Consider the following 14,008-nt stretch of genomic DNA (forward strand, 5'->3'; position numbering starts at 1 on the left):
CCTCCATGATCACCGAGCGAACTGTTGATCCGACGGCGGGTTGCTGGTGCGCCTGGCCCACGGATAGTAGATGACCGCAGTGAGCAGCAGGCCGACGATCCAGGAGATGTCCGCGCCACCCATCGCCTTGGTGATCGGACCGGTGTAGAGGGTCTGTGCCAGGAACGGGATCTGAGCCAGCACCCCGATGGCGTAGCTGATCAATGCGGTCGGGTTCCAGGAACCGTAGCGGCCGGAGCGGTCGAAGAGCGCCGGGAGGTCCACCCGTTCTTTGCTGACCAGGTAGTAGTCGACCAGGTTGATCGCGCTCCATGGTGTGAACACCATCAACAGCAACAGCACGAAGTTCTTGAAGTTGTCCAGGAAGTCGGCGCTGGCCACCAGCGCGATGATCACCGACACCGTCAGGAACCCGAAGACACAGGCCATCCTGATCACCGGCCGGACCCGCTCCCGGCCGGTGAAGGCGGTCACCGTGGTCAGGATGGTCATCGAGCCACCGTAGGCGTTCAGAGTGTTCACCGTCAGCTTGCCGACCAGGATCACCAGATAGATGATCATGGCGATCGCTGCCGGTCCGGCCAGGGTGCCGATGAAGCCGACCTGGCTGTCCAGGAAGGTGCTCTTGGGCACCGAGGCGATCAGCGCACCCAGTGTCATCGACCACATCGAGCCGATCACACTGCCGGCGTAGGTGGCACCGAAGGTTGTGCGCTCCGGGGTGTCGGCCGGCAGGTAGCGGGAGTAGTCGGCGACGTACGGGCCGTAGGTGAGCTGCCAGCCGGCGCCGAGCGAGATCGCCAGCAGGAAGCTGACGGCGTCGAAGTGCGGGTTGCCCAGCAGGGTCGACGGCCCGTTGTCAAGGAGGACCTTGATCGTCAGGTAGGCAAAGCCGGCGATGCCGAGCACTGTGGCGACCCGGCCGAGTGCGTGGATCCAGCGGTAGCCGAAGGCCGCGACCACAAAGGTCAACAGTCCGAAGATGACGATCCCGATCGCGGGTGCGTCGACATGCAGCAGGGCGTTGATCGCCTGCCCGGACAGCACCGTCCCGGTCGCGGCGAAGCCCAGATACATGATGATCACCAGCACCAACGGGACGCCGGCGCCGAGCACGCCGAACTGGGCGCGGCTGCTGATCATCTGCGGCAGCCCCAGCCGCGGCCCCTGCGCCGAGTGCAACGCCATCACCGCGCCACCCAGCAGGTTGCCGATCAGCAATCCGATGATCGCCCACAGGGCGTGCGCTCCGAAGACGACGGCGAGTGCGCCGTCCACCACGGCCGTCACCTGCATGTTGGCGCCGAACCAGAGCGTGAACTGGTTGAACGGCCGGCCGTGTCGTTCGTCGGCGGGGACCGGGTCGATGCTGCGGCGTTCGACGCCACCCGGCCCCGGCCGGGTCGGTAGGCCTGTTCGTCCGGGGTCGCTGTCGGCGCTGACGGTGCCCATCGGTTTCAGCCCTCCTGAAGGGGAATGCGGATCTGCTGCTCGACGGCGGTCCGCTCGGCGATCTCGTAGCCGGCGTCGACGTGCCGGATGATCCCCATCCCGGGATCGTTGGTCAACACACGTTCCAGCTTCTGTGCGGCCAGATCGGTGCCGTCGGCGAGGCTGACCTGACCGGCGTGGATCGAGCGTCCGATGCCGACCCCGCCGCCGTGATGGATCGACACCCAGTCGGCACCGGAGGCGGTGTTGATCATGGCGTTCAGCAGTGGCCAGTCGGCGATCGCGTCCGAGCCGTCGATCATGCCTTCGGTCTCCCGGTAGGGTGAGGCGACCGAACCGGTGTCCAGGTGATCGCGACCGATCACGATCGGTGCACTGATCTCGCCGGACCGGACCAGGTCGTTGAACGCCAGCCCGGCCTTGTCTCGCTCGCCCTGTCCGAGCCAGCAGATCCGGGCCGGCAAGCCCTGGAACGCGATGCGTTCCTGTGCTCCCTTGATCCAGGTGTGCAGTCGCTTGTTGTCCGGGAACAGGTCGAGCACCGCGCGATCGGTGGCGGCGATGTCCTGCGGATCTCCCGACAGGGCGGCCCAGCGGAACGGTCCCTTGCCCGCACAGAACAGTGGCCGGATGTAGGCAGGGACGAAGCCGGGGAAGGCGAAGGCCCGTTCGTAGCCGCCCTTGCGGGCCTCGTCCCGGATCGAGTTGCCATAGTCGAACACTTCAGCACCCGCGTCACCGAATTCGACCATTGCCTGCACCTGCTTGGCCATCGAGGCCCGGGCCCGATCGGTGAACTCCTCCGGCTTGGCCTCGGCGTAGTCCCGCCAGTCGTCGAGATCGACATCCTCGGGCAGGTAGGACAGCGGATCGTGCGCGCTGGTCTGATCGGTGACGATGTCGATCGCAACGCCACGGCGCAGCAGCTCGGGGAAGATCGTCGCTGCGTTCCCGACGACGCCGACCGACCAGCCGCGCTTCTCCTGTTTGGCTTTCAGTGCCTTGGCGATGCCGTCATCAAGATCATCGGCGACCTCGTCGAGGTAGCGGTGCTCGACCCGGCGACGCAGCCGGGATTCGTCGACGTCGATGATCAAGCAGGCACCATCGTTCAGGGTGACCGCCAGCGGCTGCGCGCCGCCCATCCCTCCGCAGCCACCGGTCAAGGTCAGAGTACCGGCCAAGGTGCCGCCGAATCGCTTCTCTGCAACGGCGGCGAAGGTCTCGTAGGTGCCCTGCACGATCCCCTGAGTGCCGATGTAGATCCACGATCCGGCCGTCATCTGCCCGTACATGGTCAGGCCGAGCTTCTCCAGCCGCCGGAACTCGGGCCAGTTGGCCCAGTCCCCGACCAGGTTGGAGTTGGCGATCAGCACTCGCGGTGCCCACTCGTGGGTACGCATCACACCGACCGGACGCCCGGACTGCACGAGCATGGTCTCGTCCGGTTCCAGGGTCGTCAGGGTCCGGACCATCGCGTCAAAGGATCGCCAGTCCCGGGCCGCGCGACCGGTGCCGCCGTAGACCACCAGGTCCTCGGGTCGCTCGGCGACCTCGGGGTCGAGGTTGTTCTGCAGCATTCGCAGCGGAGCCTCGGTGCTCCAGGACTTCGCCGTCAGCCGGGTCCCGCGTGGTGCGCGGACCGTCCGTGCGCCCTCCATGATCATTTCCTCTCGTCCGTCATTCCAACGTGTCCGACCGATCCTGGACTCACCAGATCCTGAGCCTGCCGAAGGACCGTCACTTCAGCTGCCCGGTGATCGACTCCGCCGCGGCAACCACGGCACCTGAGTCGACCAGGCCGACCGCGTCCTCGATCTCCGGCGCCAGGAACCGATCCGGTCCGGGACCGGAGATCGTCCGGCGCAACTCGGCGACCACGGCAGCGGTGGCCGGCGCGGGGTCCAAGGGCGCCCGCAGGTCCAGTGCTCGGGCGGCCGTCACCAATTCGATCGCCAGCACCCTGCCCAACCCGTCGACGGCTCGGCGCAGCTTCCGGGCACCGGACCACCCCATCGAGACGTGGTCCTCCTGCATCGCGCTGCTCGGGATCGAGTCGACCGATGCCGGTTGCGCCAATCGCTTCAGCTCCGAGACGATGCCGGCCTGGGTGTACTGCGCGATCATCTGGCCGGAATCGACGCCCGGATCATCGGCCAGGAATGGTGGCAGCCCGTTGTTGCGGGCCTTGTCCAGGAACCGGTCGGTGCGCCGCTCGCTGATGCTGGCGACGTCGGCGGCCACGATCGCCAAGAAGTCCAACACGTAAGCGACCGGCGCGCCGTGGAAGTTGCCGTTGGACTCGACTCGGCCGTCGAGGGTGACGACCGGGTTGTCGATCGCGGAAGCCAACTCTCGATCCGCGACGGTCGCCGCATGGTCGACAGTGTCCCGGGCGGCCCCGTTGACCTGCGGGGTGCAGCGCAGCGAGTAGGCGTCCTGGACCCGGGTGCACGCCTCGGGATCGCGATGCGACTCACGGATCGGGCTGCCGGCCATCACCGTACGCAGGTTGGCCGCGCTCAGCGCCTGACCCGGATGCGGTCGCAGTGCGGCAAGATCATCGGCAAATACGTCATCGGTGCCGAGCAGTGCTTCGACGCTCATCGCCGCGGTGATGTCGGCCGTGGTCAACAGCCGGCGCAGGTCGGTGATCGCCAAGATCAACATGCCCAGCATGCCGTCGGTACCGTTGATCAGCGCCAGCCCTTCCTTCTCGGCCAGCGCGACCGGCTCGATGCCGTGCCGCCGCAGGGCCGTCGCCCCGTCGACGAGCTCGCCGTCGGCGTCACGGGCCCGCCCCTCCCCGGTGATCACCAGCGCACAATGCGCCAGCGGCGCCAGATCGCCGGAACAACCGAGCGAGCCGTACTCATGGACGACGGGGGTGATGCCTGCGTTGAGCACCGCTGCATAGGTCTCGGCGACGACGGGGCGGACCCCGGTGCGCCCGGTGGTGAGGGTGGACAGCCGGAGCAACATCATCGCCCGGACGACCTCGCGTTCCACCTCGGGACCCGAGCCGGCTGCATGGGAGCGGATCAGGCTGCGCTGCAGTTGCGCCCGCCGTTCGGTCGGGATGTGCCGGGTTGCCAGGGCGCCGAATCCGGTCGAGACGCCGTAGTGCGGGATCGTGTCGACGGCGAGGTTCTCGACGACCGCGCGGCTCTCTTCCATTGCCCGCCGGGCGTCGGCGCCGATGCTGATCGCCGCACCGTGCCGTGCGACGGCGACGACCTCGGCGAAGGTCACCGGACCGACGCCGACCTCGACGCCGCTGCGATCCTCGGCGCTGTCACGTGGCTGAAGTCCCATGGCGGTATTACAGCCCGACCCGAGCGACCGGCGGGAGGGGCGTCACGGCATAGTTGTCTCAAATACGAGACAACCCTGGGTCGGGAGACGATGCCGAGATGACGAACGCCGCGGCCGCAGCCCATGCCTTGGCGGTGCTGCGCCTGTTGGCCCAACACGCCGAGCCGCTGCCGGCGGCGATGATCGCCCGCGAGCTCGAACTGCCCCGCTCGTCGACCTATCACCTGCTGCGGGTGCTGCGCGATGCCGGCTTCGTCAGCCATCTCGGTGACGACAGGCGGTGGGGACTCGGGATCGGTGCGTACGAGTTGGGTTCGGCCTACTCGCGGCAGGCGCCACTGCAGCGGATCGCCCGACCGGTCGTTCGTGGCCTGGTCGACAGCACCGCGCACACCGCCCATCTGGTGATCCTGCACGGCAACGACGTGCTCTACGTGATCGAGGAACGGGCACCCGGCCGGGCGTCGTTGGTGACCGACGTCGGGGTCCGGCTGCCGGCCCAGCTGACAGCTTCGGGGCTGGCCGTGCTGGCAGCACTGCCCGCCCGACAGGTCCGCGCGCTGTACAGCTCGCCCGACGACTTCGTCGTCCGGCGTGGTGGGGGTCCGCAGAGCCTGTCGGCGTTGCGTTCGGAGCTGTCCGAGGTCCGCCGCCGCGGTCATGCGACCGAGCAGGGCAGGGTGACTCCCGGGTTGTCGTCGATCGGTGCGGCCGTGCTGGACCACACCGATCATCCGGTTGCCGGGATCGCGGTCACCTATCCGTACGGGGCGCTGACCGTCGGTGAACAGGACGCGATGATCACGGCCGTCAGGACGGCGGCGATCGAGCTGAGCAGACGACTCGGACGCCGGGACGACTCGTAACGACCCGATAACGAACGCGATCACCCCACCGTCGGAGCCGTTATCGTCCGTCTCGGCCCGCCGTCGACCGAGAGACCGCCGATCGCCCGATGCCTGGAGCTGAAGATGCTCGACCGCGATCCGTGCGCCGAGGTCCGACCGCCGCGCCGAACCAGCGACCCCGTGCGGACTACCTGCCGCCGAACGAGACGAGGATGATCGATGACCGAACAGCTGCTGAACCGACGCAGGTTGTTGATCAACACCGGCTTCGCTGCAGCGGGAGGAGCGGTCCTCGGCACCGGCGCAGTCTCCACGTTGCCGGTCGCCGTCGCGTACGGGCAGCCGAGGGCGACGTCGCCGATCTCGGTGGCCTATGTCGAGGTGAACAACCATCATCTGCGCCAGGTCGCCGACTATGCGTTGGCGACGACGGGCGCACCGGTGTTCGACCTGGGAATCATCTTCGCCGCCAACATCAACTACGACGGCGAGCGGGCCTACCTGTTCTGCAATCCGCAGGTGCAGGCGACGCTGGACAACGCAACAACCGAGATCAAGCCCCTGCAGGACAAGGGGATCAAGGTGCTGCTCTCGGTGCTCGGCAATCATCAGGGCGCCGGCTTCGCCAATTTCCCCGACCGGGCATCGGCCGCCGCGTTCGCCGACCAGTTGGCCGCGATCGTCGAGCAGTACGGTCTGGACGGGATCGATTTCGACGACGAGTACGCCGAGTACGGCGTCGGCGGCACGGGTCAGCCGAACGACTTCTCCTTCGTCTACCTGGTCTCGGCGCTGCGCGAGAGGTTGCCGGACAAGATCATCACCTTGTACTACATCGGGCCGTCGTCGACCCGCTTGTCCTTCGACGGCGTGAACGTCGGTGACCTGATCGACTACAGCTGGAATCCGTACTACGGCAGTTGGCTGGTGCCGGACGTGCCCGGGCTCTCGCCGGCCGAACTCGGCCCGGCAGCGGTCGCCATCGCCGACACGGACACCACGACGGCAGCCGCGCTCGCCCGCCGCACGCTGAACGAAGGGTACGGCGTCTATCTGACCTACAACCTGCCCGACACCGACGTCCATGACTATCTGTCGACCTTCACCCAACCGCTCTACGGCAGTGACGCCAACTACCTGGGCTGAGCCTGGATCCGCCGATTTCCGGCTACTGCGCGACCCCATCCGGGCACATCGGCGGCGTTGCCGCCGCCTCAACGGTCAACCAGACCGCCCTCTCGGCGGCGCCTTGCCGATGCACCCGCCTGGTGCCGCTCGCTACACCGCAAATCGGTGGATCCAGGCTGAGCTGTCAGCCGAGAAGGCAGCGGACCGATCAGTCGTCGGGGCCGATGTCGCGAACGAGCCGCCGATTGATCTTCTCCAGAACGGTCGCCCGGGGCGTGTTCGGCTGGACCCGGATCGCATCCTCGTCGGCAGCCGGCGGCTCGAAGGATCCCAGGTGATCGGCCAGCACCTCATCGGTGAGGTCGCCGCGGGTGGGAGTGGCGCGATTGGCCGCCAGCCGTTCCATGATCACCGGTATTGGCGTGTCGACGTACACGAGGGCGAGGCTGGACCGTGACGACGTTGCCAGTTCTCGCCAGCCGTCGCGCAGGAACCGCGGCGAACTGGTGTCATCGACGATCACGGTGTGGCCGGAGTCGAGCGCATCCCCGACTCTGTGTCGAGCGATCTCGTTGGTGTGTGCCCATTCCTCGAGCGGGATCCCATCGCCGCCCCACAGCCCGCGCTCGGCATTGATCTCATCCAGGGACACGACCACTCCCGGCAATGCGTCGGCCAGCCATGCCGCCGTCCTGCTCTTTCCGGAGAACGAGCGTCCACAGAGCACGATCAGGCGTCGGTTCATTGATCATGGTCCTTCACACGTCGTCCGCCGCCGTTGTCGTCCTGCTGGAACTCGGTGATGATCTCGGTCAGCACCCGTTCGAACGGTGCCACCGGTTCGTCATCCTCGACCGCCGCTGCCAAGCTCGCCAGCGTCTTCCACAGAGCCCAGCCTCGGCCCCGCGCCCAGGTGTCGTCGTCGACCCCGAGCCCTCCGCGGAAGCGTTCCCGACCCGCTGCCGACAGCAGCGTCCAGGCGATTGCCAGATCGCAGGCCGGGTCACCGACGCCGCAGGTCCCGAAGTCGATCACGGCGCTCAGGGATCCGTTGTCCACCAGGAGATTCCCGGCGGCGACATCGCCGTGGAACCAGACCTCTCGTCGATCCCAGCCGGCCGTCAGGGCACGCTGCCAGACCCGGCGGACCATCTCCACCGTTGCCGGATCACCGAGCACGTCGAGCCCGTCGGCGACCTGCGGCGCATAGGTCTCCAGGGTGCCACCACGGAACCAGTTGTGGACACCGGGTCCCGGTCCGTCAGTCGGGTCGATCCGCTGCAGACCGCGGAGGAATTCGGCCAGCGAAGCCCCGAACTCGCCCATGTCGCCGATCGTGTCACTCCCGGCCGTCACGCCCGGGATCCAGCGATAGACCGACCAGTCGAACGGATAGTCATGCCCGGGACGCCCCAACGCGATCGGCGTCGAGATCGGCAACGGCAGCTGCGCGGCGAGCACCGGGAGCCACCGATGTTCCTTGGCCACGGCGAGCGCGTAGGCAGCGGCGCTCGGCAGCCGCACCGACAACCGGTCACCGAGATGAAAGGTCCAGTTGTCCCAGCCACCGTTGGCCACCGGTCTGACCGGCAGGTCGCGCCACTGGGGGAACTGGTCGTCGATCAAACGCCGGACCAGATCGGAGCGGACCGGGATCCGGGTCGGAACCGGACCAAGATCGGCAACGTCCTCGGTCATCTCCGCCCCTCTCGCGGCAGCACGAGAGCCACCTCGGATGTGACCGGTGTCCTCATCACCTGCTCATGATGACGGCAGCACCGGGGCCTGTCACCCGGATAATCGGTCGGTCGCCGTGCCGCTCGGCACAACCTCAGCCACGGTGGGGTCCGCGCGCGTCGAGCACCGACTTGGCGATCCTGGCCAGCGTCACCTGCCCCTTCGCCCGGAAAGGGTGCAGCGGATCCGGGGCGACCGATCCGGTCGGTCCCCCGAGTTCGGTATGAGCCAACGCGCTCATGATCGTGTACGCGTCCTGCTGGGAGAACCCGTACTCCTCGGTCATGATCGCGAAGAGGTCGGCATAGGCGTTGATGATCGAGTCCTGCACCGGGTCCCCGAGGCCGACACAGACGAGTTCATCGCCGGTGTCGACCCGTGGGGCGCGCAGGCCGAGCCCGGGGACAAGATCAACACTGACCGTTGCGCGGCCGGCGATCTCGATCGCGACGAACGAGGACTCCCCCCGACTCATCACCGCATGCAGGTCACCGATCGCCAGCAGCGCCCCGGGCACCTCGACCGGCAGATACACGGTCGATCCCGGCCGGGCGTCGGTGAGGTCCATGTTGCCGCCGGTCGGATAGCTCGGCATCACCGTCGACATCTCACCGCTCGCCGGTGCGACACCGATGCATCCGATCATCGGAGCGGCCGGGCAACTGATGCCTTCGGCGAGCTCGACGACGCCGTCGCGGACCGGTACCCGCCGGACGTACCAGTCCTCACCCATGACGTCGGCCAGCGCGCCGGCGCCAGGGATGTAGACCGACCATCCTTGGTCGACCATCTCGATGTCGTGGATCGTCACCGCCAAGGCGTCACCCGGCTCGGCACCCTGCACGTACACCGGGCCGGTCACCGGATTGATGGTGGCGGTGAGTTTCGACAGATCGCGCAACTCCTCCATCTGGGCGTAGGCGGCGTCGTCGGTCTCGAAGGTGATCAACTCACCCGTACCGGGTTGCATCCGCAGGACCGGTTCGGCATCGGGCGCGTAGCCGGCTCGGGACCGCTCCTTGGTGATCAACTGGGTCATCGTCCGTCACTCCTTGTCCTGTGCTGCACCATCTGGATCCTGTGCTGCAACATTTGCGCTGTGTTCGGGGAGGATGCCGATACCGCGACGGCTGTAGTAGACCAGCACCAGGAGCCCGATGATCAACCAGACGATTCCGCCGATCTTCGCCGCCGGTTCAGCATTCCACAACACGAAGCCGATGATGCAGAACCCGATGATCGGCACCACCCAATGCAGCACGACATTCGCCGACCGTCTCCGGACGCCGAAGTAGATGATCACCGACAGATGCAACAGCAGGAACGAGGTGAGCGCGCCGAAGTTGACCAAGCTGCTGATCAGACCGATCTGACCGACGAAGAACAACCCCAGCACCAGGGTGATCGCCCCGACCAGCAGGATCGCCCGCTCCGGCACCTTGTTCTTGGCGTTGATGTGGGCGAGGAATCGCGGCAACTGTCCGTCCCGGCTCATCGAGAACAGCAGCCGCGAGGTCGCGCTCTGCGCGGCGACGGCGTTGGCGATACCGACGGCCAGCGCGTTCATGGCCAGGAACGCCACCTGCCAACCGTGACTGGAGACTCTCGCGACGATGTCGAAGAACGCGTTGCCTGCCTTGTCCTCGGGAAACGAGGTGGTGTCAGGGATCAGCATCCCGGCCAGCCAGGTCTGGGAGATGAAGAAGGTCGCCACCAGGAACAGTCCGAGGATCATGGCGATGCCGGCGGAGCGGTGCCCGCCCTTGCTCTCCTCCGACAGGGTGGCGATGCCGTCGAAACCGAGGAAGGACAACACAGCGATCGACAGCGCCGTGCCGACCAGCGGCAAGCTGAACTGGTCCGGATTGAACACCGGCTTCGTGGTGAACGTCGCGCCGTCCAGCCCGTGGGCGATCGCGACCACGGCCATGATCACGAAGATCACGATGAAGATCAGCTCCGCCGCCAGGAAGAGCCGGTTGACGACGGCGGTGAACGAGATCCCGATGTAGTTGATCAGCGTGTTGATCACCAGGAAGACCACGATCCAGACGAACTTCGGCAGCACCGGGAAAATGCCCGACATCGACTCCGCGGCGAAAACGTAGAGCAGTGTCGGGACCAACAGGTAGTCCAGCAGGATCGTCCAACCGGCAATGAAACCGAGCTTGGGATGGATACCGCGGCCGACGTAGGAGTAGACCGAACCCGCGATCGGGAACGCCCGCGACATCTGAGCGTACGACAGCGCGGTGAAGATCATCGCGACCAGACCGATGATGTAGACCAACGGGACCATGCCCTTGGCCTCGTTGAACACCGTGCCGTAGATCGCCCAGGGCGCGATCGGCACCATGAAGACCAGGCCGTAGATCAGCAGATCGACGGTGGACAATCTCCGGTTGAGCTCCTGTTTGTACCCGAACTCGGCAAGATCACCCGAGCCCGCGGATTGCTGGTCTGCCATGAAGATCCCTTCTGCAGCAGTGAGAGCGCCCGTCAGTTGTTCGGCGGAGTCAGTTGTTCGGCGGAGTCAGTCGTTCGGCCGAGTCAGTCCTGATCAACCGAGTCAGTCATGTTCGGCCAGGAAGCCACCGACCACGTCGAGGAACTCCTCCGGTTGCTCCACGTGGGGCATGTGGCTGGAGTCGGCGAAGACATGCGAGCGTGACCCGGGGATGTTGTCCAGGAACGGCTGCCAGACGTACGGCAACGCCTCATCGTGCGCGCCGGCGACGACCAGGGTCGGCACCGTGATCTCGCCGACCCGATCGACGATGTCCCAGTCCCGCAATGAACCGATCACGTGGAACTCCGACGGACCGTTCATCGTGTGATAGACCGTCGGTTCGGCCTCGATCTGGTCGAAGGAGTCGGTGACCTCGGGCGGGTTGGGTACCACCCGGCAGACGTGCCGGTCGTAGAACACCTTCATCGCCGCGGCATAGTCCGGATCGTCGGTGCTGCCGGCCGCCTCGTGCCGCTGCAGGGTCTGCTGCACCTCAGCGGGAAGTTGATCACGCAGCTCGTTGGCCGCCTGCAACCACAGCGGCATCGAAGCCGGCGAATCGCAGATCGTCAGGCTTTGGATCCCGGAGGCGTCGTCGAGCACCACCTCGGGCGCCAGCATGCCGCCCCAGGACTGACCGAGCAGATGGAATCGATCACCGATACCCAGCTGATCAACAACGGTGCGCAACTCCTCGACGAACAGCTCAACGGTCCAGAAGTCGGCCGGCGCGTCCGGACGGTGGGTGCTCTCACCGCAGCCGAGCTGGTCATAGTGCACGACGACGCGCCCAGCACGCGCCAGATTGGCCATCGCCAGCGTGTAGTTGTGCGCCGCACCGGGACCTCCGTGCAGGATCACCAACGGCGCTCGGCCCGATGCCGACCGGCGATCTCCGGTGACGCGGTACCAGGTCTGCCCGCCGCGGAAGGCGACGGTCCCGGTCTCGGTCGCATCCGGGAACCGCGAGTCACGCGTCTGGACCATGCAACACCACTCCCATCGACCGGCACGCAGGGATCGGAGGTCACCCCGAGCCGAATTGGTCTCACTCTAATACCTTTTCGTCTTCGGGCGCCAGGAATGATCGTTACGGCGCTGCTACGGCTCATAGACTCCCGCCATGCCCGCCGGCCCTGATGATCAGATCGCGACCGACGACCGAACTGCCGTCGGCCACCACGCAACGGTCTCACGGACGAAGTCGACCTCGCTAGCCGACCGGCTCGTGACGGCGATCGCTATCGCGACCTACTCCCCCGGTGAACGGCTCCCGCCCGAGCGGGAACTGGCCCTGTCGTTGGGCGTCAGTCGGGTGACCTTGCGCGAGGCGCTGCGGCAGGTGGCCGACCTCGGCCTGATCGAGAGCCGGCGCGGACGGGGTGGCGGCACCTTCGTCGCGACCACCGCCTGGGAGGACGTCGCCCCCGAGGTTGCTCGCCGCACCCTGGAGGTGGAGATCCCTCGGTTGCTCGACCTGTTCGACTATCGCTGCCTGGTGGAGGGCATGATCGCGCGAGCCGCGGCCGAACGCCGTACCGCCGACGACATCACCAAGATCAGGAGTGCGTTGGAGGAGTTCCGGCACGCCGCCGGCATGATCGACGCCCGATCGGCGGACCGCCGATTGCACGGACTGATCTGTGCTGCGGCCCGCAACCCTCATCTGACCTCACTGAGTGCCAGGCTGACCGCTGAGGCAACGCTGGGTTTCGGGGCAGAACCGTACGATCCGGAGTTCCTCACCGCCGCCCTCGAACAACACACCGACCTCGTCGGTCATGTCATCCGCGGCGAGGCCGACGCCGCCGGCCGCGCGGCGCAGGCCCACTTCACCCTCACCCTGGAGACGATGCGCGCCGGGCTCCGCCGTGCCTCGGAGCGGGTCGCCCCGCCGAGTCCTCCCTCCCCAATCCGCTGACCCGTCAGTTTCTCCCCGACACGCGCGGCGTGTCGGGGAGAAACTGACGGGTCAGCGGATGTGTGGGGGCGGGTGCCTCAGAGCGCGGGACCCGAACTCTCCCGAACGATCAGGGACGGTTCCAACATGATCTTGGTCCCGGACGCCGCGATCTCACCGGCGGCCACCTCGGACAACAATTCGGTGAGCGTTCTGCGGCCGAGTTCGTAGAAGTCGTAGTGCACGGTGGTCAACGACGGTGTCAGGAACGCCGATTCGGCGATGTCGTCGAAGCCGACCACGCTCACCTGGTCGGGCACGGCGATCCCGAGCTCGCTCAGCGCCCGCAGCGCACCGATCGCCATCAGGTCGTTCGCCACGAACAGCGCGGTCGCCTCGCCGCCGGCGGCTGCAGCCCGGGCCAGCTCGTAACCCGACTCCGGCGACCAGTCGCCGACCGAGACGCCCAGCGGCTCGAGACCGGCCGCCGCCAGAGTGGCTTCCCAGCCCTGCCGGCGTTCCAGGGCCTCCAGCCGGTCTTCGGGTCCCCCGATGTGATGCATCGCGGTGTGTCCGAGGTCGATCAGATGCTGGGTGGCCAGCTCCGCACCGCGGACCTGGTCGACGGCCACTACCGGGGTCCGACCACGGATCCCTTCCATCGCGACCATCGGCGTGTCCATGGCCGTTACCATCGAGTCGTCGAGCCCGCTGTGCGGAGCGTTGACCACGATGCCGGCGACTGCCTGACTCTGCAGATAGTCCACGGCATCCGCGATCGACTCCGGTGTGAGTTCGGGCAGGATCGACATCGTCACCGCGTACCCGAGGGCGCGCGCGTCTTGCTCGATGCCGGCCAGCGCAGAGGTCGGCCCGTCGACGGCTCCTTCCATGGTGATCACACCGATACTGCGCGCCCGGCCGCTGCTCAGGGTCTTGGCCGCCAGGTTGGGGCGGTAGTTCAGCGTCGTGGCGGCCGTCACCACCCGCGCCCGGGTCTCCTTGCTGACCGCGCCGCTGCTGTTGAGCACTCGGGACACGGTCATCGTGGAGACACCGGCCAGCCGCGCGACATCGTCGAGGCTCACCGACTGGGGTGATCTCGGTCGGGGTTTGCGG

Annotated in this window: 12 protein-coding genes; 3 read left to right on the top strand and 9 right to left on the bottom strand. The window is 66.9% G+C overall.

The genetic code is table 11. The features are described from left to right. Positions 1-9: 9 nt before the first annotated feature. The 3 genes from BLU38_RS05500 to hutH all read right to left on the bottom strand — a co-directional run bounded on the left by BLU38_RS05500 (position 10) and on the right by hutH (position 4,767). The gene (locus BLU38_RS05500) at positions 10-1,452 is read right to left on the bottom strand and encodes a purine-cytosine permease family protein (protein WP_091521096.1); all 1,443 of its coding nucleotides are present in this window, start codon (positions 1,450-1,452) and stop codon (positions 10-12) included. 5 nt (positions 1,453-1,457) lie between these two features. Next, a complete protein-coding gene (hutU, locus tag BLU38_RS05505) occupies positions 1,458-3,113 on the bottom strand; it encodes a urocanate hydratase (RefSeq protein WP_091531983.1) in 1,656 nt (551 codons plus the stop codon). Between the two features lie 79 nt (positions 3,114-3,192). Next, the gene (gene hutH / locus BLU38_RS05510; protein ID WP_091521099.1) at positions 3,193-4,767 is read right to left on the bottom strand and encodes a histidine ammonia-lyase; all 1,575 of its coding nucleotides are present in this window, start codon (positions 4,765-4,767) and stop codon (positions 3,193-3,195) included. A gap of 98 nt (positions 4,768-4,865) precedes the next feature. On the opposite strand from hutH, the gene BLU38_RS05515 reads away from it, so the two are divergent. Both BLU38_RS05515 and BLU38_RS05520 read left to right on the top strand, forming a co-directional pair. Beyond that, entirely contained in the window at positions 4,866-5,633 is a 768-nt protein-coding gene (locus tag BLU38_RS05515) for an IclR family transcriptional regulator (protein WP_091521102.1), read from the top strand. Between the two features lie 201 nt (positions 5,634-5,834). After that, positions 5,835-6,761 carry an endo-beta-N-acetylglucosaminidase H gene (locus BLU38_RS05520; protein ID WP_091521105.1) on the top strand — a complete coding sequence of 309 codons (927 nt, stop codon included), beginning with the start codon at positions 5,835-5,837 and terminating at the stop codon, positions 6,759-6,761. Positions 6,762-6,951: 190 nt separating this feature from the next. On the opposite strand, the gene BLU38_RS05525 is transcribed toward BLU38_RS05520, so the two are convergent. The 5 genes from BLU38_RS05525 to BLU38_RS05545 all read right to left on the bottom strand — a co-directional run bounded on the left by BLU38_RS05525 (position 6,952) and on the right by BLU38_RS05545 (position 11,976). Then, the gene (locus tag BLU38_RS05525; protein WP_091521109.1) at positions 6,952-7,488 is read right to left on the bottom strand and encodes an AAA family ATPase; all 537 of its coding nucleotides are present in this window, start codon (positions 7,486-7,488) and stop codon (positions 6,952-6,954) included. After that, positions 7,485-8,441, bottom strand: a complete 957-nt coding sequence (locus BLU38_RS05530) for an aminoglycoside phosphotransferase family protein (RefSeq protein WP_091521112.1) — start codon at positions 8,439-8,441, stop codon at positions 7,485-7,487. The genes BLU38_RS05525 and BLU38_RS05530 overlap by 4 nt, the downstream gene beginning before the upstream one ends. 133 nt (positions 8,442-8,574) lie before the next feature. Continuing rightward, positions 8,575-9,519, bottom strand: a complete 945-nt coding sequence (locus tag BLU38_RS05535) for an acetamidase/formamidase family protein (RefSeq protein ID WP_091521115.1) — start codon at positions 9,517-9,519, stop codon at positions 8,575-8,577. Between the two features lie 6 nt (positions 9,520-9,525). Then, complete coding sequence (locus BLU38_RS05540) at positions 9,526-10,947, bottom strand: APC family permease (RefSeq protein ID WP_091521119.1); 1,422 nt, start codon at positions 10,945-10,947, stop codon at positions 9,526-9,528. A 102-nt stretch (positions 10,948-11,049) separates the two neighbouring features. Next, positions 11,050-11,976 carry a proline iminopeptidase-family hydrolase gene (locus BLU38_RS05545; RefSeq protein ID WP_091521122.1) on the bottom strand — a complete coding sequence of 309 codons (927 nt, stop codon included), beginning with the start codon at positions 11,974-11,976 and terminating at the stop codon, positions 11,050-11,052. Positions 11,977-12,112: 136 nt separating this feature from the next. Between BLU38_RS05545 and BLU38_RS05550 the strand changes: the two genes are divergently transcribed. Continuing rightward, positions 12,113-12,910 (top strand): FadR/GntR family transcriptional regulator, encoded by a 798-nt coding sequence (locus BLU38_RS05550; RefSeq protein ID WP_091521125.1) that lies wholly within the window; start codon positions 12,113-12,115, stop codon positions 12,908-12,910. A 77-nt stretch (positions 12,911-12,987) separates the two neighbouring features. Here BLU38_RS05550 and BLU38_RS05555 read toward each other — a convergent pair whose 3' ends face one another. Further along, complete coding sequence (locus BLU38_RS05555) at positions 12,988-13,977, bottom strand: LacI family DNA-binding transcriptional regulator (RefSeq protein WP_231920187.1); 990 nt, start codon at positions 13,975-13,977, stop codon at positions 12,988-12,990. Between the last annotated feature and the right edge of the window lie 31 nt (positions 13,978-14,008).

Origin of the sequence: Microlunatus soli, from assembly GCF_900105385.1 — a bacterium.
Taxonomy (GTDB): Bacteria; Actinomycetota; Actinomycetes; order Propionibacteriales; family Propionibacteriaceae; genus Microlunatus; species Microlunatus soli.